Source organism: Bradyrhizobium sp. USDA 4516 (assembly GCF_054055915.1).
This window is the reverse complement of record NZ_JBSRXT010000001.1, coordinates 4,596,753-4,623,345: the sequence shown is the minus strand read 5'-3', so window position 1 is coordinate 4,623,345 and position 26,593 is coordinate 4,596,753. Positions and strand designations below refer to the sequence as shown.

26 protein-coding genes are annotated in these 26,593 nt (G+C 64.9%); 8 read left to right on the top strand and 18 right to left on the bottom strand.

Translation table 11 applies throughout. The annotated features are described in order from the left end of the window. The 8 genes from ACVI1L_RS21445 to ACVI1L_RS21410 all read right to left on the bottom strand — a co-directional run bounded on the left by ACVI1L_RS21445 (position 1) and on the right by ACVI1L_RS21410 (position 8,749). Positions 1-1,653, bottom strand: a complete 1,653-nt coding sequence (locus ACVI1L_RS21445; protein WP_456783711.1) for an FGGY-family carbohydrate kinase — start codon at positions 1,651-1,653, stop codon at positions 1-3. Between the two features lie 41 nt (positions 1,654-1,694). Then, a complete protein-coding gene (locus tag ACVI1L_RS21440) occupies positions 1,695-2,468 on the bottom strand; it encodes an SDR family NAD(P)-dependent oxidoreductase (protein WP_057019317.1) in 774 nt (257 codons plus the stop codon). 93 nt (positions 2,469-2,561) lie between these two features. Further along, positions 2,562-3,569 carry an ABC transporter ATP-binding protein gene (locus ACVI1L_RS21435; protein ID WP_456783710.1) on the bottom strand — a complete coding sequence of 336 codons (1,008 nt, stop codon included), beginning with the start codon at positions 3,567-3,569 and terminating at the stop codon, positions 2,562-2,564. 16 nt (positions 3,570-3,585) lie between these two features. Then, complete coding sequence (locus ACVI1L_RS21430; RefSeq protein WP_028334898.1) at positions 3,586-4,416, bottom strand: carbohydrate ABC transporter permease; 831 nt, start codon at positions 4,414-4,416, stop codon at positions 3,586-3,588. Positions 4,417-4,420: 4 nt separating this feature from the next. Further along, positions 4,421-5,293 (bottom strand): carbohydrate ABC transporter permease, encoded by an 873-nt coding sequence (locus ACVI1L_RS21425; protein ID WP_024583852.1) that lies wholly within the window; start codon positions 5,291-5,293, stop codon positions 4,421-4,423. Between the two features lie 136 nt (positions 5,294-5,429). Continuing rightward, on the bottom strand, positions 5,430-6,743 hold the full coding sequence (locus ACVI1L_RS21420) for an ABC transporter substrate-binding protein (RefSeq protein WP_456783709.1): 1,314 nt from the start codon (positions 6,741-6,743) through the stop codon (positions 5,430-5,432). Positions 6,744-7,120: 377 nt separating this feature from the next. Further along, entirely contained in the window at positions 7,121-8,074 is a 954-nt protein-coding gene (locus tag ACVI1L_RS21415) for a sugar-binding transcriptional regulator (protein WP_057019228.1), read from the bottom strand. A gap of 9 nt (positions 8,075-8,083) precedes the next feature. Further along, positions 8,084-8,749, bottom strand: coding sequence for an HAD family hydrolase (locus ACVI1L_RS21410; RefSeq protein ID WP_456783708.1), 666 nt, complete (start codon positions 8,747-8,749; stop codon positions 8,084-8,086). Between the two features lie 114 nt (positions 8,750-8,863). Here ACVI1L_RS21410 and ybaL point away from each other — a divergent pair, with 114 nt between their 5' ends. Beyond that, positions 8,864-10,585: a YbaL family putative K(+) efflux transporter gene (ybaL, locus tag ACVI1L_RS21405; protein ID WP_057019226.1), complete on the top strand. Its 1,722-nt coding sequence runs from the start codon at positions 8,864-8,866 to the stop codon at positions 10,583-10,585. 61 nt (positions 10,586-10,646) lie between these two features. Beyond that, entirely contained in the window at positions 10,647-10,880 is a 234-nt protein-coding gene (locus tag ACVI1L_RS21400) for a hypothetical protein (RefSeq protein WP_028343292.1), read from the top strand. A gap of 260 nt (positions 10,881-11,140) precedes the next feature. Here ACVI1L_RS21400 and ACVI1L_RS21395 read toward each other — a convergent pair whose 3' ends face one another. The 6 genes from ACVI1L_RS21395 to ACVI1L_RS21370 all read right to left on the bottom strand — a co-directional run bounded on the left by ACVI1L_RS21395 (position 11,141) and on the right by ACVI1L_RS21370 (position 14,729). After that, positions 11,141-11,365, bottom strand: a complete 225-nt coding sequence (locus ACVI1L_RS21395; protein ID WP_057019225.1) for a hypothetical protein — start codon at positions 11,363-11,365, stop codon at positions 11,141-11,143. Between the two features lie 64 nt (positions 11,366-11,429). Then, entirely contained in the window at positions 11,430-11,705 is a 276-nt protein-coding gene (locus ACVI1L_RS21390) for a chaperone modulator CbpM (RefSeq protein ID WP_057019224.1), read from the bottom strand. Beyond that, a complete protein-coding gene (locus ACVI1L_RS21385) occupies positions 11,702-12,604 on the bottom strand; it encodes a DnaJ C-terminal domain-containing protein (protein WP_456783707.1) in 903 nt (300 codons plus the stop codon). The genes ACVI1L_RS21390 and ACVI1L_RS21385 overlap by 4 nt, the downstream gene beginning before the upstream one ends. 125 nt (positions 12,605-12,729) lie before the next feature. Beyond that, positions 12,730-12,912 (bottom strand): hypothetical protein, encoded by a 183-nt coding sequence (locus ACVI1L_RS21380; protein ID WP_028343296.1) that lies wholly within the window; start codon positions 12,910-12,912, stop codon positions 12,730-12,732. Positions 12,913-12,995: 83 nt separating this feature from the next. Then, on the bottom strand, positions 12,996-14,408 hold the full coding sequence (locus ACVI1L_RS21375; protein WP_456783706.1) for a hypothetical protein: 1,413 nt from the start codon (positions 14,406-14,408) through the stop codon (positions 12,996-12,998). A 96-nt stretch (positions 14,409-14,504) separates the two neighbouring features. Further along, positions 14,505-14,729: a hypothetical protein gene (locus tag ACVI1L_RS21370; RefSeq protein WP_141340045.1), complete on the bottom strand. Its 225-nt coding sequence runs from the start codon at positions 14,727-14,729 to the stop codon at positions 14,505-14,507. Positions 14,730-15,076: 347 nt separating this feature from the next. Between ACVI1L_RS21370 and clpB the strand changes: the two genes are divergently transcribed. From clpB to ACVI1L_RS21345, 5 genes are all read left to right on the top strand, one after another. Then, complete coding sequence (gene clpB, locus ACVI1L_RS21365; protein WP_057019220.1) at positions 15,077-17,689, top strand: ATP-dependent chaperone ClpB; 2,613 nt, start codon at positions 15,077-15,079, stop codon at positions 17,687-17,689. A 100-nt stretch (positions 17,690-17,789) separates the two neighbouring features. After that, positions 17,790-18,044, top strand: coding sequence for a DUF2171 domain-containing protein (locus ACVI1L_RS21360; RefSeq protein WP_057019219.1), 255 nt, complete (start codon positions 17,790-17,792; stop codon positions 18,042-18,044). Between the two features lie 147 nt (positions 18,045-18,191). Continuing rightward, the gene (locus tag ACVI1L_RS21355) at positions 18,192-19,253 is read left to right on the top strand and encodes a Dyp-type peroxidase (RefSeq protein ID WP_168855796.1); all 1,062 of its coding nucleotides are present in this window, start codon (positions 18,192-18,194) and stop codon (positions 19,251-19,253) included. Next, positions 19,246-20,061 (top strand): family 1 encapsulin nanocompartment shell protein, encoded by an 816-nt coding sequence (locus ACVI1L_RS21350; protein WP_456783705.1) that lies wholly within the window; start codon positions 19,246-19,248, stop codon positions 20,059-20,061. The genes ACVI1L_RS21355 and ACVI1L_RS21350 overlap by 8 nt, the downstream gene beginning before the upstream one ends. Positions 20,062-20,142: 81 nt before the next feature. Next, a complete protein-coding gene (locus ACVI1L_RS21345; protein ID WP_057019217.1) occupies positions 20,143-20,334 on the top strand; it encodes a hypothetical protein in 192 nt (63 codons plus the stop codon). Between the two features lie 15 nt (positions 20,335-20,349). Here the strand turns inward: ACVI1L_RS21345 and ACVI1L_RS21340 are convergent, their stop codons facing one another. After that, positions 20,350-21,570, bottom strand: a complete 1,221-nt coding sequence (locus ACVI1L_RS21340; RefSeq protein WP_456785575.1) for an MFS transporter — start codon at positions 21,568-21,570, stop codon at positions 20,350-20,352. Positions 21,571-21,757: 187 nt separating this feature from the next. Here ACVI1L_RS21340 and ACVI1L_RS21335 point away from each other — a divergent pair, with 187 nt between their 5' ends. Beyond that, positions 21,758-22,969 carry an amidohydrolase family protein gene (locus ACVI1L_RS21335; protein WP_456783704.1) on the top strand — a complete coding sequence of 404 codons (1,212 nt, stop codon included), beginning with the start codon at positions 21,758-21,760 and terminating at the stop codon, positions 22,967-22,969. Between the two features lie 27 nt (positions 22,970-22,996). Here the strand turns inward: ACVI1L_RS21335 and ACVI1L_RS21330 are convergent, their stop codons facing one another. The 3 genes from ACVI1L_RS21330 to ACVI1L_RS21320 form a co-directional block, all read right to left on the bottom strand. Then, on the bottom strand, positions 22,997-24,019 hold the full coding sequence (locus ACVI1L_RS21330) for a glycoside hydrolase family 5 protein (RefSeq protein ID WP_456783703.1): 1,023 nt from the start codon (positions 24,017-24,019) through the stop codon (positions 22,997-22,999). After that, the gene (locus tag ACVI1L_RS21325; RefSeq protein ID WP_253625636.1) at positions 24,016-25,305 is read right to left on the bottom strand and encodes an O-antigen ligase family protein; all 1,290 of its coding nucleotides are present in this window, start codon (positions 25,303-25,305) and stop codon (positions 24,016-24,018) included. The genes ACVI1L_RS21330 and ACVI1L_RS21325 overlap by 4 nt, the downstream gene beginning before the upstream one ends. 75 nt (positions 25,306-25,380) lie before the next feature. Continuing rightward, positions 25,381-26,235: a WecB/TagA/CpsF family glycosyltransferase gene (locus tag ACVI1L_RS21320; RefSeq protein ID WP_316398888.1), complete on the bottom strand. Its 855-nt coding sequence runs from the start codon at positions 26,233-26,235 to the stop codon at positions 25,381-25,383. Positions 26,236-26,593 lie beyond the last annotated feature (358 nt).

The following is a 26,593-nucleotide window of genomic DNA, read 5'->3' as shown; positions in this document are numbered from 1 at the left end:
TTACGTCGGCGCTTCGCCGGGCACCCGCCTCATCGCCTCGCGGCTGTCGCGGTCAAGCTCTCGCAGCAGCTTGTGCACGCCGCGCTTCTTGCGGTGGAACTCGGCGAGCTCCGGCCTGGTCGGCTCGCTCAACCGTCCAAGCGCCGACATGCCGGCCATCGCCGCATTGATCGAGTTGTGCGCGCCGCTGGCGACCGCGCCCAGCATCGCGGCGCCGAGCAAGACGGGTTCTTGGGTCTGCGGCAGTGCCACCGTGTAGCCTGTCGTGTCGGCCATGATCTGGCGCACCAGGGGGCTGCGGCTCGCGCCGCCGCCGATCACGATGGTCTTGCCTTTGACGCCATGCGCCTGCAAGGCGTCGATGACGTCGGCAAGGCCATAGGCCAGCCCGCACAAACCGGCGATGAACAGCCGCTCCAGCGCCGACACGTCGGTGTCGAGATCGAGCCCCGCGATCACCGCGCGCGAGCCGGGATCGGCATAGGGCGAACGGTTGCCGAGGAACTCCGGCAGAACGTGAACGTTGCGCGCGAGCAACGCCGCAGCACCGGCATTGCCGCTGCGCGCCAGGATGCGCCTCTCGAGATATTCGATGACGTCGACGCCGTCGGTCTTCGCCGCGAGCGCAACCTCGGCATGCGCCGGATGCGACTTGAGCAGGTGATCGATCGCGGCGCCCGCCGCCGATTGGCCGCCCTCGTTCAGCCAGAAGCCCGGCACCATGCCTTCGAAATACGGGCCCCAGACGCCGGGCACGAAGCAGGGATCGACCGTCGTCGCCATGATGCAGGCCGACGTTCCCATGATGTAGGCGAGCCGTTGGCAGACATCGACCTCGGCGCCGGAGCCATCGCGGCCGCCGATCGCGCCGACGCCGCCGGCATGGGCATCGATCAGGGGGGCACCGACCGCGGTTCCCGGCAGCAGGCCGAGATCGCGCGCGGCATCCTCGGACAGCCCGCGACCGAGCGGCGAGCCGGGCGGCACGATCTCGCTGCCGATCCGCCCAAAACGGTCGGCCGCGAGCGCCTCGAGCCCGACCCGCTTGAAAAAGGATTCACTCCAGCCGCCCTCGCCGGCGACATAGGTCCATTTGCAGGTGACCGTGCAGGTCGAGCGCGCCAGCGAGCCGGACGCGCGGAACGACAGATAGTCGGCAAGATCGAAGAAATGCCCGGCGGCCTCGAAGGTCGCGGGCAGATGCCGCTTCAGCCAGAGGATCTTCGGGATCTCCATCTCCGGCGAGATGGCGCCGCCGACATAGCGCAGCACCTTGTCGCCGGTCGCGTTGACGAATTCGGTTTCATCCATCGCGCGGTGATCCATCCAGACCACGACATTGCGCGCGGGATCGCCCGACGGGTTGACGGTGAGCGGCCGGTCCGCCCTGTCGAGCACGACCAGCGAACAGGTCGCGTCGAAGCCGATGCCTTTGACGTGTTCGGCGGCAACCGCAGCCTCCCGCATCGCACCGCGCACGGAGGCGACGCAGGCCGCCCAGATGTCATCGGACGATTGCTCCACGATATCGCCGGGCTCGTGCCAGACCCGGATCGGATGCCGGGCCGACCCGAGCAGCTTCCCCGACTCGTCGAACACGCCCGCCCGGGCGCTGGTGCTGCCGACGTCCACCCCAATAAAGGCTTGCCGCATGACCGCTCTATCTTCCGTTGAGCACGATCCCGGGCGCAAGCCTACCAGCAAGTGTAGCCGCCATCGACCAGAACGATGCTTCCGGTCATCAGGCTCGCCGCCTCGGACGCCAGGAACAGCACCACGGAGGCGATCTCGTCAACCTGCCCCATCCGCGCCATCGGGGTTCCACCGATCCAGGCGTCGTACATTCTGGGGCTGTTCTTCACGAAGGCGTTCAGCGGCGTCTCGATATAGGTCGGCGCCACGGCGTTGACGCGAACCCCGCGCGCGCCCCATTCGGCGGCGAGCGATTTGGTCAGGTGATGCACCGCGGCCTTGGAAGCGTTGTAGAAGCACTGTTCCTGCGGCTTGTTGACGATGAAACCGGACATCGAGCCGACATTGACGATGGTGCCGGACTTCGCCTTCAGCATGTGATTGCCGAAGGCGCGGCAGCACCAGAAGGTGCCGTTCAGGTTGACGTCGATGACGTTGAGCCAGTGCTCGTCGGTCACGGTTTCCGCCGGCGTCTCGCTGCGGGCGATGCCTGCATTGTTGACGAGAATGTCGACCTTGCCGTACTTGCCGACCAGTTCGTCGGCGACCGCAGCGACGCGACCGGAATCCGTCACGTCCATCAGCGCGATGTCGGCGTCAAAGCCCTTGGCCTTCAGCGCCGCCTGCGCGTCATTGGCAACCTTGGCGTCGCGATCGCCGATGATGACCTTGGCGCCGGCTTCGGCGAGCGCCTCGGCGCAGGCGAGCCCGATGCCCTGACCCGCGCCGGTGATGATGGCGGTCTTGCCGCCGAGCCTGAATTTTTCGAGATACATTTTCTTCTTCCTTAGCTTCTCTTTGAGCATGATCTGTTCGGAAAGCCGCTTCACGCTTTGCACTAACGCGGCCCTCCGGGTCCGGATCATGCTCTACGCGTGAATCGATTTTCCGCTGTCGTCGAAACGGTGGATGCGCGCCGGATCCGGGATCAGCGACACCCGGTCGCCGGGATGCAGGTCGAGCTCGCCGACATAGCGCGCGGTCAGCATTCCCAGCGGTCCGGCGTCGACATAGAGGAAGGTGTCGCTGCCGAGATGCTCGGCGACCGAGACGGTGCCGTGCCAGCCGCCCTGCCCGTCGCGCTCGACCTTCAGATGCTCGGGCCGTACCCCGATGGTCGCGGCGCCCTGCTGCTTGGCGATCTCACCGGTGACGAAATTCATCTTCGGCGAGCCGATGAAGCCGGCGACGAACAGGTTGGCAGGCTTCTCATAGAGCTCGAGCGGCGATCCGTATTGCTCGATCTTGCCGCCGTTCAGCACCACGATCTTGTCCGCCATGGTCATGGCCTCGACCTGGTCGTGCGTGACGTAGATCGCCGTGGTGCCGAGCTGCTTCTGCAACCGCGTCACCTCGAGCCGCATCTGCACGCGCAGCGCGGCATCGAGATTGGACAGCGGCTCGTCGAACAGGAACGCCTTCGGCTCGCGCACGATGGCGCGCCCGATCGCGACGCGCTGGCGCTGGCCGCCGGAGAGCTCGCGCGGCTTGCGGTCGAGATAGGGCGTCAGGTTGAGCGTCGCCGCGGCGGCCTCGACCTTGCGGTTGATCTCGTCCCTGGCGATCCCGGCCATCTTCAGGCCGAACGCGATGTTGCCGCGCACGCTCATATGCGGATAGAGCGCGTAGGACTGGAACACCATCGACAGCCCGCGCTTGGCCGGCGGCACGTCGACCACGTTGCGTCCATCGATCAGGATGGCGCCGCCGGTGACATCCTCGAGCCCTGCGATCAGCCGCAGCAGCGTGGTCTTGCCGCAGCCGGACGGACCGACGAACACGACGAAGGAGCCGTCGGCGATGTAGAGATCGGCGCCCTTGATGATGTGGACCGGCCCGAACGATTTTTGCACACCCTGCAGCGTAATCTGACCCATGGCAAAAGCCTTTCTGCTACTTGACCGCGCCGAAGGTCAGTCCGCGGACGAGCTGCCGCTGACTGAACCAGCCGAGCACGAGAATGGGCGCGATCGCGAGCGTCGACGCCGCCGACAATTTCGCCCAGAACAATCCTTCCGGGCTGGAATAGGACGCGATGAAGACGGTGAGCGGCGCGGCCTCGAGCGTCGACAGATTGAGGGTCCAGAACGCCTCGTTCCACGCCAGGATCAGATTGAGCAGCAACGTCGAGGCCAGCCCCGGCACCGCCATCGGCGTCAGCACATAGATCAGCTCGCGGCCGATCGTGGCGCCGTCCATCCGCGCCGCCTCGAGGATGTCCTTGGGGATCTCCTTGAAATAGGTGAACAGCATCCAGATCACGATCGGCAGATTGCCGAGGCACAGGATGAAGATCAGGCCGGAGCGAGTGTCGAGCAGGCCGAAGGTGCGGTAGATCAGATAGATCGGCACCAGCACGCCGACCGGCGGCATCATCTTGGTGGAGAGCATCCAGAGCAGCACGTCCTTGGTCCGCTTGGTCGGCGAGAACGCCATCGACCACGCCGCCGGGATCGCGATCAGCATCGCGATCAAGGTCGAGCCGCCGGCGATAATGATCGAGTTGAGCGCGTGATGGAAATAGTCGCTGCGCTCCTGCACCGTGGCGTAGTTCTCGGTGGTCCAATGGAAGAACAGGAACGAGGGCGGGATCGCGAACGCCTCGAGCTCGGTCTTGAAGCTCGCCAGCACCATCCAGAGGATCGGGAAGAAGATCAGGAAGCCGACCAGCCAGGCCGCCGCCGTCGAGATCACCTTGCGCCGTGTCGTGACCATCCGCGCCATGACGTTACGCCTCCAGATTCCGACCGACGATACGAACGAGGAAGAAGGCGACGATGTTGGCGAGGACCACCGCGACCAGGCCACCCGCCGAGGCGCTGCCGACATCGTACTGGATCAGCGCCTGCGAATAGATCAGGAAGGCGATGTTGGTGGTCTGCAGGCCGGGGCCGCCGCCGGTGGTGACGAAGATCTCCGCGAACACCGTGAGCAGGAAGATGGTTTCGATCAGGATCACCACGGTGATCGGGCGCGCCAAATGCGGCAGCGTGATGTAGATGAAGGTCGAGATCGCGCTCGCGCCGTCCATCTCGGCCGCCTCCTTCTGCTCCTCGTCGAGCGATTGCAGCGCGGTGAGCAGGATCAGGGTTGCGAACGGCAGCCATTGCCAGGAGATGATCAGGATCACCGAGAACAGCGGCGCGTCGTTGAACCAGTCGATCGCCGGCAGCCCGAACAGATGCGCGATCCAGGCGAACAGGCCCGACACCGGATGCATCAACAGGTTCTTCCAGACCAGCGCGCTCACCGTCGGCATCACGAAGAACGGCGCGATCACCATCAGCCGGACGATCGATAGCCCGACCACCTGCTGGTCGAGCAGCAGCGCCAGCGGCACGCCGAGGATGATCGTGATCGCGAGCACCGAGCCGACCAGCACCAACGTGTTCTGCAACGAGGCGAGGAAGGCCGGATCGGTCAGGAAGTAGCGGAAATTCTCCAGCCCAACGAATGATTCAGAGCCGGGATCGAGCAGATTGTAATGCAGGGTCGCGAAATAGATCGTGAGCGCCAGCGGCACGATCATCCAGATGAACAGCAGCGCCACCGCGGGCGTGAGCAGCGTGCGTGCAAGCAGTTGGGTCTGCTGGGTCGCCATCCCCGCCTCCTTCTCAAGGAAAGGAGCGACCATCCCGCTGCGGGACAGGATGGTCGCAAGTGGCCCAGCTCGGGAGGTCTAAGCTGGTCGGGCGGCCAAGGCGGCTGTCGCGCCCCGGCTTTGTTTCAGGCGTGCTCTACTTGATGTAGCCCGCGCGCTTCATTTCGCGCTCGGTCACGGACTGGGCAGCGGTGAGCGCTGCATCGACGGTGGTCGAGCCGGACAGCGCCGCGGAGAACTGCTGGCCCACCTGGGTGCCGATGCCCTGGAATTCAGGGATCGCCGCGTACTGCACGCCGACGTAAGGCACCGGCTTCACCGTCGGCTTGTTCGGATCGGCCGCGTCGATCGAAGCCAAGGTCAGCATGGCGAACGGCGCGACCTTCAGATAGTCGGGGTTCTTGTACAGCGAGGTGCGCGTGCCCGGCGGCACGTTGGCCCAGCCTTCCTTCGACGCGACGAGCTTGGTGTAGTCCTTGCTGGTCGCCCAGGCGATAAACTTCTCGGCCGCCTCGACCTTCTTCGAGCCGGCGGGGACCGCGAGACTCCACGCCCACAGCCAGTTAGCGTTCTTGCCGAGCCCGGTGTTCGGCGCCAGCGCAAAGCCTACCTTGTCGGCGACCGTGGATTCCTTCGGATTGCTGACGAACGACGCCGCCACGGTGGCATCGATCCACATCGCGCATTTGCCGGCGTTGAACAGCGCGAGGTTCTCGTTGAAACCGTTGGAAGAGGCGCCGGGAGGGCCGGCCTGCTTCATCAGGTCGACATAGGTCGTCAGCGTCTTCTTCCATTCCGGCGAATTGAACTGCGGCTCCCACTTCTCGTCGAACCAGCGCGCACCAAAGGAATTGGCCATCGCGGTCAGGAACGCCATGTTCTCGCCCCAGCCGGCCTTGCCGCGCAGGCAGATGCCATAGACGCCGGCGGACTTGTCGGTCAGCTTCTTGGCGGCGTCGACCACGAAGTCCCAGGTCGGGCTCTCCGGCATCTTCAGGCCGGCCTTGTCGAACAGGTCGGTGCGATACATCACCATCGAGCTTTCGCCGTAGAACGGCGCGGCATAGAGCTTGCCGTCGACCGAGACCGCATCCTTGATCTTGGGCAGGAGGTCGCCGACGTCGTAATCGGCGCCGAGCTTGTCGAGCGGCACCAGCCAGTTCTTCTTGGCCCAGATCGGCACCTCATAGGTGCCGATGGTGAGCACGTCGAACTGGCCGCCCTTGGTGGCGATGTCGGTGGTCACGCGCTGGCGCAGCACGTTCTCCTCGAGCGTCACCCATTTGACGGTGATGTCGGGATTCTTCGCGGTGAATTCGCTGGTGAGCCCCTGCATGCGGATCATGTCGCCATTGTTGACGGTGGCCACCGTCAGCGTGGTCTGGGCGATCGAGGGGGCAGAGATCAAAACAGCAGCCGCGCCCGCAACGGCGCAAAGGACGTTTTTCAAGGTGACCTCCCTTATGTCACGTTGAGCATATGCCCACGTGTTGAGCGTATGTTCACTCCGTCGCCAAACTTTGTCAAGCACGCGGGAGCGCCGTCCCGCGCGTTCGCGGGTTCCACTGCACGCTGGAATGGAGGTGTCTGCGGAGATGAAGAAGGGCGCTGAGACCCAGAAGGCAACTTGATTTGCGGCCACAGCGGGACTGCGCTCCCTCGCCCGGTTCTTACGGGGAGAGGGTTGGGGTGAGGGGCTCTTTCCGCGCATACGAAGCGGACGAATGCGCGGAGACTCTCCCTCACCCGGATCGCATCTCCGATGCGATCCGACCTCTCCCCGCAAGCGACCGCAAGCGGGGCGAGGTGAAGTACGACTCGTGGCACCTAACGATCCAGCACCGCGCGCGCGGTGGCCTCATCGGTGATGAGGCCGTTGACCACCCGGCCCGCCAATGCGGCCTTGATCGAGGGCACCTTGGCGGCGCCGACCGCCGCGGCGATCGTGGTCGCTTCCGCGGGGATCTGCGGCGGAATGCTTGTCAGCCGCTTGTTGGTGCCGCCCTTGATCAGGCGGCCCTTGGCGTCATAGGCCCAGCCGGTCACCTCGCCGACCGCGCCGAGCCGCATCATCTCCAGCAGCTCCTCGCGGGTGACGAAGCCGTCGACATGGACCTGGGCCTTCTGGTCCATCTGGCCGATGCCGATCAGCCGCAGATCGGCCTTGGCGGCGACCGCCCTCACCCGCGCGATCGGGTCGATGCGCACCATGCGGTTGCGCTCGTCCTCGCTCGACATCAGGAACGGCAGCGGCATCGGGTAATGGCGCGCGCCGGTGCGGTCGGCGAGCCGTCCCACCGTGTCGTAGAAGCTCGCCGAGCCGTCGGCGGAGATGTTGCCGACCAGCGAGACGATCTGGTGATCGGGCCGCTCGATCGGCGAGACCCGCTCGACCGCGGCGCGCACCGCGCGGCCGGTGCCGAGCGCCACGATCACAGGCGTCTCCGAGCGCAGCGTCGTCTCCAGCAGATTGGCGCTGCGCTCGGCGATCCCTGCATTGGACAGCGGCGCCGCCGGATCGGTCGGCACGACGTCGCAATGCACGAGGTCGAACCGCGCCTTCAGCCGGGAGGCCAGCTCCATGCAGGCCGCGATGGGGTGTTCGAGGCGAAACGTGATCAGCCGCTCCGCCAGGCACAGCGACACCAGACGCTGCGCGGAGGCGCGCGACACCTGCAGCATTTTCGCAATCTCATCCTGGGTGTGGCCCGCGATGAAATACAGCCAGCCGGCGCGCGCCGCATCGTCGAGGCGAGACTTTTCGTTGTCGGGCGCAGCCATCGTCTTGCGTCAGCCTTCCATCCAGAAATCCGTCATCGCGGCTAAGATTCGATCCGCCCCCGCTTGCCGCAGCAGAGCACTGCCATCCGCCAACCGATAGTGGGCGCCGCCGACAAATCCCCACACTTTCATGCCCGCCGCCTTCGCGGCCATCACGCCGCTGACGCTGTCTTCGATCACGAGCGTGCGGCGCGGCGCGGCGCCCATGGCGCTTGCCGCATGCAGGAACAGATCAGGGGCCGGCTTGCCGTGCCTGACCATCTGCGCGGTGTAGAGCCGCGGCCCGAAGCTGGCAGCGAGGCCGGTCAGCTCCAGCGAGAACTTCACCCGCTCGAGATCGCTCGATGAGGCGACACAATATGGCAGCCGCAATTCCTCGAGCACCGCCGCGATGCCGGCGATCGGCTTCAGTCGGGAGCGGAAGGTCTCACGGACCTGCAGCGCGAGGTCAGGCAGAAACGTCTCGGGCAGCGGCTTTCCGACGCCCCGGCAGTAGTCGACCACGGCCGCGGTGCTGCGGCCGAGAAAGAGCTCGAGCGCCCGCTCGGTGCTCATCCCGATGCCGGCCTGCACCATCGCCTCGGCAAGGCAGCGGCAGCTCAATTCCTCGCTGTCGACGAGCACGCCGTCGCAGTCGAAGATGACGAGATCGGTCTCGGGAAGCCGCTGATCCATCCCGGCATGAGATCATATGCTCACGCCATGAGCAATAGATCACGGTTTCCGCGCGGAATGCCGCGCCTCAAATGGTCGCGGTGCACCGCCAGGGATGCTGTGCGACAAGGCGAAATGCCGCATGACACACCTCTGATCGCGACCGTCGTCGCGGGCCTCGGCCTCGCTTTTGTCTTCGGAACCATCGCCCAGCGCTTTCGGGTTCCGCCACTGGTCGGTTATCTGCTCGCGGGCGTGGCCGTCGGTCCCTTCACGCCCGGCTTCGTTGCCGATCAGGCGCTGGCAACCGAGCTCGCGGAGCTCGGTATCATTCTCCTGATGTTCGGCGTCGGCCTGCATTTCTCGCTAAACGATCTGTTGTCGGTGCGGGCGATCGCGGTGCCCGGCGCGATTGCGCAGATTGCGGTCGCCACATTGATGGGCCTCGGCCTCGCGCTCTTGATGGGCTGGACCGTCGGCGCGGGTCTGGTGTTCGGCCTCGCGCTGTCGGTCGCAAGTACCGTCGTGCTGTTGCGCGCGCTGCAGGAGCGCCGCCTGATGGACACCGAACGCGGCAAGATCGCGGTCGGCTGGCTGATCGTCGAAGACCTCGCCATGGTGCTGGCGCTGGTGCTGTTCCCGGCGGTGGCCAGCTTGCAGGGCGGCGATGGCGCGGCGCTCACCTCCGACCCGCTCGCCGCCCGTTTCGGTCTCGGGCTCACCGGCGTGCTGGTGCTGACGCTGATCAAGATCGCCGTGTTTATCGCGCTGATGCTGGTGGTCGGACGCCGGCTGATCCCGTGGGTCCTGCACTACATCGCGCATACCGGCTCGCGCGAGCTGTTCCGGCTGACCGTGCTCGCGATCGCGCTCTGCATCGCGTTCGGCGCGACCAAGCTGTTCGGCGTCTCGCTGGCGCTCGGCGCCTTCTTCGCCGGAATGATGCTGCGGGAATCGCCGCTCAGCCAGCGCGCGGCCCAGGAGACCTTGCCGCTGCGCGATGCGTTCGCGGTGCTGTTCTTCGTCTCCGTCGGCATGCTGTTCGACCCGATGAGCGTGGTCCGCGAGCCCTGGCCATTCGTCGCGACGCTGTTCGTCATCGTGGTCGGCAAGTCGATCGCAGCCCTTCTGATCGTCGTGCTGTTCCGTCATCCGATGGCAACCGCCCTGATGATCTCGGCGAGCCTCGCCCAGATCGGCGAATTCTCCTTCATCCTGGCCGAACTCGGCGTTGCGCTCAATCTGCTGCCGAAGGCCGGCCGCGACCTGATCCTGGCGGGCGCGATCTTCTCGATCATGCTCAACCCGCTGGTGTTCGCGGTCGTCGACTGGCTGACGTCGCGGCTCGAGAAGCCGCAGACCTCCTCGCCAACTGCCGCAGCTTCTGAACCAATCCCGGTCACTGAATTGCAGGATCACACCATCCTGGTCGGCTACGGCCGGGTCGGCAGCATCGTCGGCGATGCGCTGCATCAACGCAGCGCGCCGTTTCTCGCGGTCGAGGCGTCCGACGACATGGTCGCCAAGCTCAAGGAGCGCGGCATCGAAGCGCTGATGGGCAACGCCGCGCGCGCCAGCGTGCTGCGCGCGACCAATCCGGCCGGCGCGCGATCGCTGGTCATCGCCATTCCCGAAGCCTTCGAGGCCGGCCAGATCGTCGAACAGGCGCGCGCCGCGAATGCCGATATCCAGATCATCGCCCGTGCACATTCCGACGCCGAGGTCGATCATCTCAAAGCACTTGGCGCCGACATCGTGATCATGGGCGAGCGCGAGATCGCCCGCGGCATGATCGAGGAGCTCGACAGGGCGCGTCCGGCTGCTATGCGAACGGCCGAGCAGGATTCGGCAGCTTGAGATAGACTGCACCCACCGTACAGATGCGCGCCGCGCGTCACGCGATGAGGGAGATCGAGCGATGGCCTTCAAGAGCCCGCACGTATCGCTGGTGTCGTTCTCGGTCGAGATCGGCGCCGCGGACACGACAAACGTCATGCAGATCGAGACCGACTTGCATCTGAACACCCGTCATCCGAGCTATGACGCGGCCGCCGTGGAGCGGCTGGTGCGTGACGCACAAGCCTATCTCGCCGGCAATGCCGGCCAAGTCACCCGGATCCGACTGGTCTCCACCCGCGGCGGCCAGACCTGAAGCCTCATTATTTGAGCTCTTTGTTTGAGCGTGATCACCGCGTAAACGCTTTGCGTCTGTCGCGAGGGAAAACCGGCTTCCACTTTTCCGGATCATGCGCTAGTGTGCTGAATGCGAAGTTCGTGCAACTTCGCGGCAGCCACTTTCACGAACTTCGCATTCATAAAGCACACTAGAATCATAAGTTCGCTAGTGTCCTTATCGAATCCGAAGTTCGCCCCGAAGGTGCGGCAAATGATGCGAACTTCGGATTCGGGACACTAGCTGCCAAGGAATGCCGGCGCGAGATCCTCCTGCACGATGATGTTGGCGGCTTCCGTCGTCAGTTCGCTGCCGACCAGGTCAAGATTCTTGGCGGCCTCGAACAGCATCGACCGGACGTCGTCCGGCGTCAGCACGCCTTTCGCGATCAGCTTGCGCACCAGCGCCTGCAGGATAAGAACGTCGATCTCGCCATGCGCCAGCGGCGTCGGCTTGTCCGTCATGATCGCCTCCCAGGCTGATCCCAAGGCTGAGTCCCAAGGCTGAGGTTCATCGCAAGTGAGGCGCCTAGCGCGGTGGTGACGCCATGTCCTTGTGCAATTGTTCGAACGCGCGGCGCAGGCCGTGCAGCTGATCGACCAGATGAAGGATGACGTCGATGCCCTCGTCGTTGACGCCGAAGTCGCCCTTCAGGTCGCGGATCAGATGCGCGCGCGCCACGTCGGTGTCGGAGAAGCTGATCTCGCTGGCGGTCTCGTCCGGCACGAGCCATTGCTGCTCGATCCAGAACTCCAGGGTCTGCACCTCCAGACCCGCATCGATGAGGAACTGCTGCTTGTTCATGATGCACCATCCTCGCGCGGATCGAATGCCTTTCGATCCCAGTTCGACACAAACGCCTCGAGCTCGGGATCGGGTCCCTTGGGCAGGACCACCTTGAGCTTGACGAGCTCGTCGCCATGGCCTCCGCCGACGCGGGGCGCACCCTTGCCGCGCAACCGCATGGTCGTGCCGGTGTTCGATCCCTTCGGAACCGTCATGGTCACGGCACCCGTCGGCGTCGGAACGCGGACTTTTCCGCCGAGCACCGCCTCGGACAGCGAGATCGGCAGATCCAGCGTAATGTCGTCACCCTCGCGGGTGAAGCGCGGGTCGGGACGAACCTCGACCTCGATCAGCGCATCGCCGGGACCGCCCTTGCCGCTGCCGGGCATGCCCTTGCCGCGCAGACGAATGATCTGGCCATCGACGAGGCCCGGCGGGATCGTCACATCGAGCGTGCCGCCGTCGGGAAGCGTCAGGCGCTTGCTCGCGCCGGTGATCGATTCCGCGAAGTCGATCGCGAGAGCATAATGCAAATCGCGGCCACGCCGGTTGGCGCGCGCCTGCTCGCTGCGCCGGAGCAGCTCGGCGAAGGCGTCGTCCTGGTCCATATAGTCGGCATAGCCGGAACTGTCGGCATAGGGATGCCCCGCATCGGCGGTGGCGAAATCCCGGTAGTAGCGGTGCTGCGGCCGCTCGGTGCCATCAGCGTCGATCTCGCCGGCATCGAAGCGCTTGCGCTTCTCGGCATCCGAGAGCAGATCGTTCGCAGCAGCGACTTCCTTGAATTTGTCTTCGGCCGCCTTGTCACCCGGATTGAGGTCCGGGTGCAGCTTCTTCGCCAGCTTTCGATAGGCCTTCTGGATATCGGCCGCAGACGCCGTCGGGGCAACGCCAAGAACCTCGTACGGATTTCTCACAACCTGCTCCGCAACACCGTGAGTGCACCTGCAATCATGAGGGCGCAAAAGCAGGCGATTTGCAAGTGCGCAGGCGCGCCGCCCGGAAGCGGCCGACGCAGCATGCGCTCACGTCACATGACAAGTTAAGATGTATGTCCGGGGTCCAGATAGTTCGGCATGTTCTTTTGCTGCTGCGGCGTCATCTTGGCGGTATCCGCCTTGCCTGGCACGCCCCGCGGACCGAGCAGGGCGCGCTGCATATCGTCCTCGCTCAAACGCGGCTTGCCATCGTCGAGCTGTCCATCGCCGCCATGACTCTGTGCCATGACCAACCTCCAGTGATGATCGCTTGCACAGGCGGAACAATACCGCGCTCCGCCGGAACGAGCCAGCGGAGCGCGGACGTGCCTTAGTGTTGCTCCTGCCGCTTCTCCTCTGCGGGATGACCTGCCGCAGGCGCAGCATGCGGAGCGGCGTGCGGCTCCGGCCGTGCCGCCGGCTGGGGATGGGCGGCCTGCGGCTGCGGATGCGGCTCAGGGCGCGCCATCGTCTCCGGGTGCGCTTGCAGCTTCGCTGCTGGCTCCGGTCGCGCTTCGGGCCTCGCTGGCTCGGGCCGCGCGACGGGCTTCGCGGCAGGCTCGGGACGCGGCTCTTCCTTGCGCGCCTCTTCGGGCCGCTTCTCCTGCACGGCAGGCCGCGTCGCTTCTGCAGGATGCGGCTCAAGCTTCGGCTCGGCGGCAGGCGCCGCGCGCTTCTCTTCGACCGCGGGCCTGTTCGCTTCGGCGGGCGGATGCGCCGCAACGCCCTTCTCGGGAACCGGAAGCGCGTGGGATCCGGCAGGCGCCGGCGCGGCAGGATGCGGCTCGGCCTTGGTCTCGGGAGCAGGTGCCGCGCGCTTCTCCTCCGCCGCGGGCTTGTTCGCCTCGGCGGGCGGATGCGCCGCCGGAAGCTCCTTTCCCGGGACCGGGAGCGCATGGGAGGCAGCCGGTGCTGCTGCGGGTGCGGGTGCGGCTCCCGGGTGCCCCGGCTCCCCGGCCGCCGGCCGTGCGGCGTTGGCAGGCACCGCCTCGCCGAGCGGCCGCGCGCGAACCACGCCCGGTCCCTTCAATTCGCCAGGACGCGCCGTTGCGGCGACTGCGGGCACGCCATTGTTGGTCCGCTTGAACAGGCTCGGATCCTGGCTTGCGGTCTCGACCTGCTTGCGTTGCAACGGCGTCGCCGCGAAGTGCTGCTCCTTGGCGACCGCGCGCTCGGCCGGCGTCGGCCGCACCTCGATGCCGCCGCGGCCGCCATTGTAGCTGACGTTGTTGACGGTGGTCTGATTGATCGTGACGTTCTTCTCGTAGACGTTGGTGATCCGCGCACCCTGCAGATTGTTCACGGTCCGATTGTAGAAGAAGTTGCCGTGATCCCAGCGGCCGCCTTCATAGCCCGACCCGCCGTAGCCGAAGCCGTAATTGATGCCACCGTAGAAGCCGACGCGATCACCCCAGTAGCCCTGATGGAAGATGAAGCCGCCGCCGAACGCGCCCCAATAACCAGGTGTCCACAGCAGCCCGACCCGCGGCGGCTGCACCCAGGTGCCCGGCACCCAGTAGTAATCGCCGCGATCCTCGTCCCACGACCAGTTGCCCGGCGACCACATATAGCCGGGACCAGGCACCGGCGGCTGATCGTAGGTCGGCAACGGCGGCGGCGCGGTCTCGACGGCAGAGACCGGCGCGCATGCCGCATCCTGCGCGATTGCGGGCACCGCGGTCGCATAGAACAGCGCCGTGGCAATCGCTGCACACGACGCGGTCGAAAGGAGACGAGTTGTCATTGGGAGCCTCTTCGATGAGCACGTTCAACGTGAGACGGAACAAAGGTTCCGTGCATCGGCAATGCACCGACACACTTCATCGCTAGCGCCTTGACCTTACACCAGGCTGAAACGCATCGACGCAAACGGAAACGCGCTCATCCGGCTATTCATGGTCGGTTCAGAGCGCGCCGTGATGCAACGTTGCGCGATGCAGTGGAACATCGCGCGTTGCTTCTCTGCATCATCGGGCGAGCTACGCGAAACGCGACGTGATCGATTCCGATAGCGTGTCCCGATCATGCCTTTGGCCTTTGTACGATCACGGCGATCCATGCTCATCCAGCACTCGCTTCGCGAGCCCGGCGATCCATCGAACCGCAATCAGCGCGACGCGTGCACCCGGCTTGCCCGCGCGGCCGTAGCAGTGCCCCCGGATGAGTGCCAGCGACGAACATCAGCCCTCACAACGGCTTAACCGAAGCATCCCAGCGAGCGCGCTGCGCGATTGACACTCCCCTGAAAGGACCACACGATGCGAGATGCGGCAGCCTTTGGCCCGCGGTTTTCCGCCGGCGCAATTGCACGGGGCTGTTGCATGATGGATGTCATCGTTCCGCCATCTGTCGCCGACGGAACTGCGTGGCATAATGGATCTCGACGAGCCTGCGTTGCCTTGAGGTGCCACGATGAACATAGAAAAATATACCGATCGCGTTCGCGGTTTCATTCAGTCGGCGCAATCGCTCGCGATGCGCGAGGGGCATCAGCAGTTCTCGACGCTGCACATCCTGAAGGTGCTGCTCGACGACAATGAGGGCCTCGCGGCCGGCCTGATCGACCGCGCCGGCGGCAATTCGCGCGCGATCCTCAAGGCGACCGAAGACGCGCTGGCGAAGATACCGAAGGTCAGCGGCGCCGGCTCCGGACAGATCTATCTGGCGCCCGAGACCGCGCGCGCCTTCGCGGCGGCGGAACAGGCCGCCGACAAGGCCGGCGACAGTTTCGTCTCCGTCGAGCGCCTGCTGCAGGCGCTCGCAGCCGACAAGGACAGCGAGGCCGGCAAACTGCTCGCCAAGGGCGGTGTCAATCCGCAGAACCTGAATGCGGCCATCAACGCGCTGCGCAAGGGCCGCACCGCCGACAGCGCATCGGCCGAGAACGCCTATGACGCGCTGAAGAAATACGCCCGCGACCTCACCCAGGCCGCGCGCGACGGCAAGCTCGACCCGGTGATCGGCCGCGACGAGGAGATCCGCCGCACCATCCAGGTGCTGTCGCGGCGGACCAAGAACAATCCTGTGCTGATCGGCGAGCCCGGTGTCGGCAAGACCGCGATCGTCGAGGGCCTCGCGCTGCGCATCGTCAACGGCGACGTGCCGGAAAGCCTGCAGGACAAGGCGCTGCTCGCGCTCGATCTCGGCGCGCTGATCGCCGGCGCAAAGTATCGCGGCGAGTTCGAGGAACGGCTCAAGGCAGTGCTGCAGGAAGTGACCTCGGCCGAGGGCGGCATCATCCTGTTCATCGACGAGATGCACACGCTGATCGGCGCCGGCAAGGGCGACGGCGCGATGGACGCATCCAACCTGTTGAAGCCCGCGCTCGCTCGCGGCGAGCTGCATTGCATCGGCGCCACCACGCTCGACGAATACCGCAAGCATGTCGAGAAGGATGCAGCGCTGGCGCGGCGCTTCCAGCCGGTGTTCGTCTCCGAGCCGACGGTCGAGGACACCATCTCGATCCTGCGCGGCTTGAAGGACAAATACGAGCAACATCACGGCGTGCGCATCGCGGATTCGGCGCTGGTTGCAGCCGCGACGCTGTCGAACCGCTACATCACCGACCGCTTCCTGCCCGACAAGGCCATCGACCTGATGGACGAAGCGGCCGCCCGGCTGAAGATGCAGGTCGATTCCAAGCCGGAAGAACTCGACTCGCTCGACCGCGAGATCATCCGGCTGAAGATCGAGCAGGAGGCGCTGAAGAAGGAGACCGATCTCGGCTCCAAGAGCCGCCTGCAGACGCTCGAGAAGGATCTCACCGACCTGGAAAAGAAATCGGCGGATATGACTTCGAAATGGCGGTCGGAAAAGAGCAAGCTCTCCGATGCGCAGAAGATGAAGGGCGAACTCGAGCAGTTGCGTACCGAGCTTGCCAATGCGCAGCGCAAGGGAGAATTCCAGAAGGCCGGTGAGCTGGCCTATGGCCGGATTCCCGAGCTCGAGAAGAAGCTCGCGGCGGTCGAAGCCAGCGAGACCTCGTCCGCCAGCGAGACCGTGACCGCCGACAACATCGCGCAGGTGGTGTCGCGCTGGACCGGCGTGCCGGTCGACAAGATGCTGGAAGGCGAGAAGGACAAGCTGCTGCGCATGGAGGAGATGCTCGGCAAGCGCGTCGTCGGCCAGGCCGAGGCGGTCCGCGCGGTGTCGACCGCGGTGCGCCGCGCCCGCGCCGGCCTGCAGGACCCCAACCGGCCGATCGGCTCGTTCATGTTCTTAGGTCCCACCGGCGTCGGCAAGACCGAGCTTGCGAAAGCGCTTGCCGAATATCTGTTCGATGACGAGACCGCGATGATCCGCCTCGACATGTCCGAATACATGGAAAAGCATTCGGTCTCGCGGCTGATCGGCGCGCCTCCCGGTTATGTCGGCTATGATGAGGGCGGTGCCCTGACCGAAGCGGTGCGGCGGCGGCCTTATCAGGTGGTGCTGTTCGACGAGATCGAGAAGGCGCATCCCGACGTCTTCAACGTACTGCTGCAGGTGCTCGACGACGGCCGTCTCACCGACGGCCAGGGCCGCACCGTCGATTTCCGCAACACGCTGATCATCATGACCTCGAACATCGGCGCCGAGTATCTGGTCAACCAGCCGGAAGGCCAGAGCACGAGCGCGGTGCGCGAGCAGGTGATGAACATGGTACGGGCGCACTTCCGGCCCGAATTCCTCAACCGGATCGACGAGATCATCCTGTTTCACCGGCTGCAGAAGAGCGACATGGGCCGCATCGTCGAGATCCAGTTCTCGCGGCTGCGCAAGCTGCTCGAGGATCGCAAGATCGAGCTGGAGCTCGACCCGAAGGCGCGGGACTGGCTCGCCGAGAAGGGTTGGGATCCGGCTTACGGCGCCCGCCCGCTGAAGCGGGTGATCCAGCGCAGCGTGCAGGATCCGCTGGCGGAGATGATCCTTTCCGGCGATGTGCGCGACGGCTCAGAGGTAAAACTCTCGGCCACCAAGGCCGGCCTCACCTTCAACGGCAAGAAGCCGGAGAACGCGGCGGCGGACGAATTCGAACCGGTGTGAGACAGGCCGGATCGCCAACGACGCGCTGTCATCGCCGCGTCGTCGGCCGGCATCATATGCAAGCCGAATATACAAGCTGACCTGCAACCAGGAGAGCGCCATGACGCAGCACAAGATCAAGGACAACATGGAGGTCATCGGCGCCGATGGCGTGCATGTCGGCACCGTCGATCACGTCGAGGGCAACCGCATCAAGCTCAAGAAGAGCGAGAGCGACGGCTTCCACAAGGGCCATCATCACTTCATCGAGCTCGGCTTCGTGGCGGGTGTCGAAGGCTCCAAGGTTCGGCTCTCGGCCAACGCCGCGATCGCGGTGACCCTCGAGGAAGAGAAGTCCGGCAAGCCCGTCGATTGAGGCAGGCACCTCTGCAAGAGCGTGAGCCATTCGAGCCCTTGTAAAGGTTCCAGTGGCATGCTCCTCTGCCCCTGTCTGGACGCCGATCCGGCGTCCAGCGCCTGCCTTTTGTCCTCGTGGAAGTGCCGTTTAGTCAAGGAGACATGCGTGCCATCAGCCGTTCCGCAACCGGTCGCTGCGAAGCTGACGCGCGCGGCCATCTTCCTTGCGGTCACGATCAAGCCCAATCCGGAATATGACGCGGTGGTGCGGTCGCTGTGCGCCGATCTGGGCGCGCTGCTGCGTGCGGTGGGCTTCCGCGATCTCGAGGGCCGGCTGTCATGCGTCATGGGCATCGGCTCCGACGCATGGGACCGGCTGTTCGGTGCGCCGAAGCCGAAAGGCCTGCATCCGTTCCGCGAGATCAACGGCGTCCACCACGCCGTCGCAACGCCGGGTGACCTGCTGTTTCACATCCGCGCCGTGCCGATGGATCTGTGCTTCGAGCTGGCGACCCAGATCGTGACGCGGCTCGGCGATGCGGTTGCGACCTCCGACGAGGTGCACGGCTTCAAATATTTCGACGAACGCGACCTGCTCGGCTTCGTCGACGGCACGGAGAATCCGGAGGACCAGGCGGCCGCCGACGCCACCATCATCGGCGACGAGGACGCGGCGTTCGCCGGCGGCAGCTATGTGATCGTGCAAAAATACCTGCACGATCTGAAGAAGTGGAACGAGCTGCCGGTCGAGATGCAGGAAAAGATCATCGGCCGAACCAAGCTGTCCGACATCGAGCTCGACGATGCGGTGAAGCCGAGCTACGCGCACAACGCGCTGACCACGATCGTCGAGAATGGCGAGGAGCTCGATATCGTCCGCGACAACATGCCGTTCGGCAATATCAGCAAGGGCGAGTTCGGCACCTATTTCATCGGCTATGCCAAGTCCCCGCAGCGGATCGAGCAGATGCTCGAGAACATGTTCGTCGGCAAGCCACCCGGCAATTACGACCGCCTGCTCGACTTCAGCCGCGCCGTCACCGGCATGCTGTTCTTCGTCCCGTCGGCGACCTTCCTGGAGGATGTCGCGAGCGAGGCGCCGGCACCTTCGCCCGCCGAGCCGTCTCCGGATGACGCCGGGGCTCGCGACACACCTGCACCAGGAATACCGCCGTCCGACGGCTCGCTCGGGATCGGCTCACTGAAAGGAGAGGCTGGACATGAATAATCTTCATCGGGGACTCGCCCCTATCTCGGACGCGGCATGGGCCCAGATCGAGGAGGAGGCCTCGCGCACGTTGAAGCGCCATCTGGCGGCGCGCCGTGTCGTCGACGTCGACGGTCCGAAGGGAACGGATTTCTCCGCGGTCGGCACCGGTCATCTCAAGAAGATTGCGGCGCCCGGCGACGGGGTCGAGGCGACGCAACGCGACGTTCGCGCGCTGGTCGAATTGCGCGTGCCGTTCGAGCTCTCGCGCCAGGCGATCGACGATGTCGAGCGCGGCGCGAATGATTCCGACTGGGATCCGCTCAAGGAAGCGGCGCGCAAGATTGCCTTCGCCGAGGATCGCGCGGTGTTCGACGGCTACGCGGCCGCCGGCATCGAAGGTATCCGTCAGGGCACCAGCAACCCGGTGCTGACGCTGCCGTCGAGCGTCAAGAACTATCCCGCCGTGGTCGCGCAGGCGGTCAGCCAGTTGCGGCTTGCCGGCGTCAACGGTCCCTATACGCTGCTGCTCGGCACCGAGCCCTATACCGCGATCGGCGGCGCGACCGACGACGGCTATCCGGTGCTGCAGCACATCCAGCGCCTGATCGACGGCAAGATCATCTGGGCGCCCGCGATCGAGGGTGGCGTCCTGCTGACCACCCGCGGCGGCGATTTCCAGCTCTCGATCGGCCAGGATCTTTCGATCGGCTATCTCAGCCACTCGCCGAAATCGGTTCAGCTGTATTTCCAGGAGACCATCACATTCCTGATGCTGACGAGCGAAGCGTCGGTGGTGCTTGCGCCGGAGGCGAAGAAACCCGCCTAGTCTTACCGGCGTTGACTCTTCCAGGAGGCTCCGGCCGTTGCCGGAGCTTCCGCCAAACGTGAACCGGAGAGGAGGCGCGCAATGGACTACGATCTCTACATCAATCCGAAGAAGGCATCGGTCGGTCTCTACGTCCGCAAGGGCGCCGGCCTTCCCGACCTTGCCGACGCCAAGGACTGGGTGTTCGACGGCACCTCGGCGCAGGCCAATCTGCCGCCGCAGCTCGTGAAGGAAATCGAGGCCAACGGCCACGCCTTTCGCGACATGGATTGAGCGCGTCTGCCGGCGTTATTTCTCGCCGACCTTCACCGGGGCGGTCTCGGGCATCAGGCTCATGGCCACGATGCCGACCGCCGCCGCGAGCAGAAGATACCAGGACGGCGCCAGCGGATCGCCTGACACGTGCAGCAGCCACGTGACCACGAGTTGCGCGGTGCCGCCGAACGTCGCGATGGCGACCGCGTAGATCGTGGCGAACACGCCGCCGCGAATGCTCTGGGGCAGCGCTTCGGTGAAGGCGGCATAGAACGCGGTGAACGGCAGCGATCCAATGAACGACAGGATGCCGAAGCCGAACAGCAGCGACCACGCGCCGGGGTCCTGGACGATCCACAGGAAGGCCGGATAGGTCAGCACCAGCACGACCAGCTGCGGCCAGATCATGATCGGCTTGCGTCCGAGCCGGTCGGCAAGCCAGCCGCCCAGCACCGCGCCGATGATCTGCAGTCCGTTGCTGACCAGCGATACCGTGAACGCCAGAGACGGCGACACATGCAGCGTATTCTTGGCGTAGGTCGTCATGTATTGCGTCACATAAGTCGAGATCGTGCCGCTGGCCAGGATCATCACCGCCAGCACGATGACGCGAAGATGCCGCCGCGCCAGCGCCACATGGCTCGAGCGTTCGACCTGCCCACCGACGTGCTCGCCATGCGAGACGGTTTCCGGCAGCGTGCGGCGCATCCAGATGCCGAACGGCAGGCAGACGGCGCCGAGCAGGAACGCGACGCGCCATCCATAGGCCTGCAGCATGTCGGGCGCCATCGCGCTGCTCAGGATGACACCGACAAGCGCGCCCACCGTCGCCGCGATCTCCTGGCTGGCAGGCTGCCAGGCGACCACGAGGCCGCGGTTCCTCGGTGCAGCGATCTCGATCAGATAGGCCGTGGTCGGCCCGACCTCGCCGCCCAGCGCAAATCCTTGCACCATCCGCGCCAGGATCACGATGATCGGCGCCACAATGCCGATCGCGGCATAGGATGGCGTCAGCGCGATGGTCAGGATCGCGCCGCCCATCAGCGCAAAACTCAGCAGCATCGCCGGCCGCCGGCCGACCCGGTCGGAGAAGATGCCGAGCACGATGCCGCCGATCGGCCGCGTCAGGAAACCGGCGCCGAAGGTCGCAAGCGACAGCATGAGGCTGCCGTATTCGCTGTGCGCGGGGAAGAAGGTGCGGCCGATCTCGGTCGCAAAGAAGCTGTACGTGATGAAGTCGTAGAACTCCAGCATGTTGCCGATGGTCGCGGCAAAGGCTGCGCGCTTGACATCGAACTGTTCCCCGCTTGCAATCTCCGGCAACGCTCTCGGTTCCTTGTCTGCTTGTGCGAGCGGAGTATTATTCCTCTGACCATGTTAGGCAAGGCATGGAGAGCCGCGCGATCTGCATGCGACGCAAGCGAGAAGAGGAACAGATCCGATGCCAGCCGACAAACTCTTCATCAATGCCAGGTTCGGTGACGGCGCCAGCCGCGATATGCTGGTTCGTGGCGGCCGCATCGTTGCGATTGAGGCGAAGGGCGAACGCCCCAGCGGGGTCGAGATCGTCGATCTCGGCAATGCGCTGGTCGTGCCCGGCTTCGTCGAAGGCCACATCCATCTCGACACCAGTTTTTACGGCGATACCTGGCGGCCGCACCGCCCCTGCACCGACGGATTCGACGTCCATGAGCGGGTGGCGTTTCAGGCCGAGAACCTTGCCGCCGCCGCGCCGATGGACGTGCGCGCACGGAACCAGCTCGACCTCTGCATCGGCCATGGCACGACGCAGATGCGCAGCCACGTCATGGTCGACGGTTCGGTGGGACTGAAGTCGCTGGAGACCATCCTCGGGGTTCGCGAGAAATACAGGGATTTGATCGATATCCAGCTCGTGGCGTTCCCGCAGAACGGGATCCTCACCAGCCCCGGCACGCCGCAACTGCTCGACGAGGCCGTCAAGCTCGGCGCCAACGCCGTCGGCGGGCTCGATCCCGCAAGCTTCGACCGGGATGTCGAGGGCCATCTCGATGTCGTGTTCGGCGTTGCGCAAAAGCACGGCGTCGATGTCGATATCCATCTTCATGACGGCGGCATGCTCGGTGCCTTCGAGGTCGAGCAGATCGCGGCGCGAACCCGCGCGCTCGGCATGGCGGGCCGCGTCACCGTCAGCCACGCTTACGGGCTCGGCGACATTCCCGCCGATGCGCTGAAGAAGACCGCCGACAGTCTGGCGCGCTCGGGCGTGGCGATCATGACGAATGCGCCGGGCAGCCGGCCGTTCCCGCCGGTCGCGCTGTTGCGGAAAGCCGGCGTCACGGTGTTCAGCGGCAACGACAACATCCGCGACTCCTGGTGGCCCTATGGCGACGGCGACTTGCTGGGCCGTGCCATGATGATCGGATACCGCTCGGGCTTCTACACCGATGAGGAGCTCGCGATCGCGTTCGACATGATCACCGCGGCCGGCGCCAAGGCGCTCAGGCTCGAGGACTACGGCCTGCATGTGGGGGCCAAGGCCGATTTCGTGACCTTGAACGCCGTGCATATCCAGGAGGCCGTGGTGGCGCGGCCGTCCGGGCGTTCAGTCTACAAGGGTGGCGTGCTCGTTGCGCGGGACAATCGCGTCGTCAAGGCCGCCGGCCAATCCTGAATCGGACGCTGCGTCCAATCGAACGGCTTAGCGGACCGGAGGGATGATCGCGCGGAGGATGTCCGCCTTCCAGCGTTGCCGGGCGCCGTCGAATGCAGCAAAATCGTGGTCGAACTGCCAGTACGCCCACGCCCAGCCATTGCGTTCCGCGCGTCGCGCCATGAACGACAGATACGTCGCGCGGCTCTCCGCGGGCGCACGTTCATAGACACCGAACTCGCCAAGATAGATCGGGCGCTGTTCCTTCTCGGACCAGGAGCGGATCTTGTCGAAATCGGCCGAGGCCCTGGCTTCGTCTTCCGCAGAGCCCCAGCGCAACGGACCGATCTTCGAGAAGGTCGGCGACCACGGCGCGCCCTGATGGGTGAATTGCAGCGGCAGGTAATAGTGGAATGTGACGATGAGGTTTCGGTCGCCGGCCGGCAGCACCAGCTGATCGATCGGCAGCTCCTCGGTGTTCAGGATCGCGACCACGACATTGCGCTTCGGGTTGGTATCCCGGATGATGGCAAGGCAATCGCCGAGCAGCGCATTCCATTCGGCCGAGGTCATGTTGCCGCCGGGCTCGTTCAGTATCTCGAACACCAGCGCCGGGTATTTCCCCGCATAGCGCGATGCGATCTGGCGCCAGAATGCCTTGAGCTTCACGCCGCATTCCGCCACGTCGCGCTGGCAGAGATCGGTGTCGTGCTCATCGAGGATCGGAACCAGCCTGTTTGCCAGCACCTGCTCGATCACGGCATCGAGGCGCCGCAGGACGGCATCATCGAGGATGTTGCCGGACTCCATATGCCTGAAGCCGAAGAAGTTGATCCGGACATGGGAAAAGCCGGCCCTGCGAATCGCGGCGAGGTTTTCCAGGCGGAACGGCGCGTTCCGGTAGCCTTCCCAGATGCCGTCATAGCCGAGAATATTGATGCCGCGCCCCAATGCCGCGGCGACCGGCGATGCCCCCTGCCCCGCAGCGTTCGCCGGCGCGATCAGCGGGAGAGCAAGTGCCGCCGCCAGCATGACGAAGGCTCTTTGCAGAAGCAATCGGAACGCGGTCATGGCTGCTCCAACTCGCGCGGCTCTACGCGCGATGACGGCACCGGCCGGCAAATGGCGAGGAAGAAGGCGATCAGCAGCACCGACGTGAACATCGTCGAGCGAAGGAAGACCGTCTCGGTGAAATTGGTTTGGCAGTTGAGGAAGACGAACCCGATGATCAACGCGCAGTGCAGACGGTCGATCGCCCGCCCTGCGATCAGGCAGAGCACCTTGTAGGAAAACAGGAAGACGCTCGCCGTGAACAGGAAATAGCCCAGGAATCCGGTCTCGACGAGAATGGCGATATAGCCGTTGTGATAATTGTCGAGCACCCAGCCGTGGTTCTGGTTGAAATAGTCGTAGATCGCCGGATTGGTCCAGAATCCGTTGATGCCAAATCCGAACAGCGGCGCGTCATCGAAATGGCTGATGGCGTACTGCCAGATGAAGGTTCGCTCGGTGAAGTCGATCGTCGTGTCGAAGGCATGAATCGAATCGTATCCGGTCGTGTAGAAATACAGGATCAATAGCGCTGCCGCGACGCACATGACACATGGCAGGATCGCGTAGACCTGCATGCACCGGACCGACCACAGGGAGGTGAGCAGCAGCGCGCAGGCAACCAGCGACAGGGCGCCGGCGCCGCGCGACTCCGAGAGCATGACGCAGGTGGAGGCCAGCACGAACGTCACGAGGAACGGCAGCCATCCTTGTCCCGCTATCTTTCGATAGCAGGCGAAGAACATGAGATAGGCGCCGGCGAAGCCGAGGGTTTGCTTCGACTCGAAGACACCCTGCCACTGCCCCTTGTGCATCCAGGTCTGATCGATCCCGATGTCCGGGAGGATCACCGCACAGAGCGCAGAGGCCGCGATCAGCACCAACAAACCGCGGGTGGCCGATGTCACGATGTCGTCGATATCGACGCGGGTGATCATGCAGAACGCGCCGAGCGTCGTGATTGCGAGCGCCGCGGCCTTCATCAGGGCCGCCACGCCGAGGTTGGTCCACAGCACGGAAACAGTGGCGAACGCATAGAACGCGACGATCACGAGCGCGTCGAGATTGAGGGCCAGCCGCAGGCAGGGACGGATGAACAGGCTTGCGTAGATCAGGACGCCCCACATCAACAGGGCGACGGCTTGCTGCACCAGGGTCAACTCGGTCGGAAGCAGCGCGGCGTGGAAGGTCCCCATCGACATGATCACATTGATGGTGATCGACCAACCGATGACGGTCCTGGCGAAATTTTCCGCCCCGACGCCGGGTGCCTGCCAGACCGAACTGTCGATCGCACGTCCGTCCATTCGGTTGTACTCCGCTCATGGAATGAGCTTGCTGCTCCGGTGGATCGGAGCAGCACATTGCACTCGTGAGAGGCGTCAGTCTTTCGTTGACGAAGATCGGGTCCGGTTGAACAGCAGATAGAGCGCGTGCGGGTTGGTCGTCAGGTAACGCCAGAACAGCCGCCGCGGCTCGAGCCACAGGCGCCAGGCCCATTCGAGGCCGACGATCTGCATCCATCTCGGCGCACGCGGCCGCGAGCCGGACAGGAAGTTGAACAGCCCGCCCGAGGTCTTGATGACGCCGACATTGCCGAGTCGAGGCATGAATTCGTCGACGAAAGCCTGCTCATAGGGCACGCCGAGCGCGACCCAGAGAAAATCCGGCGCCAGGGCGTTGATCTCGTCGACCTTGGCCCGCAGCGCGTCGCCGCGCAGATAGCCGTGCGAATGGCCGACGATCTTGAGCGCCGGATAGGCCCGGCGGACATTGGCGATGGCAGCCTTGTTCTCGGCCTCGTTGGCGCCGAACAGATAGAAAGTCAGCCCGAGTTCTTCCGCCTTGCGCGCGACGTCGTGAAACAGGTCCGTGGTCGCGACGCGCTCGGGAAGCGGATTCGGCGACCGAAGCTTGGACACCATGACCAGCGGTTGCCCGTCGGCGTTGATCAGGTCGGCGGTACGGAACAGCCGATCCGTCATCGGCTCGGTCGAGCAGCGCGACAGCACCTCGCCGTTGGCGGAGGTCAGATACAGCGGACGATTGACACGCCGGTTCGGATGCACCGCCTCGACCATGAACTCGGCGGTCTGCTCGCGATCGAGCACGGCGAGCCGCAGTCCACCGATGGTCGCCCGGGGAACACCGGCAGTCGCAGCCCTGCCGACAGGATTGATACGCCGCTCCGGCGCACCGTGTGGCAATGATCCGATCTGCGCCGACGCCGGGGACATCTGCTCGGCCCGCGACGTGTCGCAAATCCGGACAGGCGGAGCAGCGATGTCCGAATTGAGACGCCGAGGCGGCTTGCGGTCGGCCTGCGGAAACGAAATTGCGTAGGAAGCGCGGGTTTTTTGGCTGTGACTCAGCATTTCGGCGGGACTCCAGGACTTGCGAGCCCTTAACTGCAATATCCGGTCCAGACCGGGTGCGATATCTCACCACGGCGCGATTGAACGCATCCTTAAGGGATTGTTAACGATGCTGATCCCCGGACGCGGCCAACTGAGATGACAGCCGATCGCAGTCGATGCGATGAAGGCAATGGCTCGCCCCAGCAACAATGTGCAAAGGTCGAGGCATTACATTAAT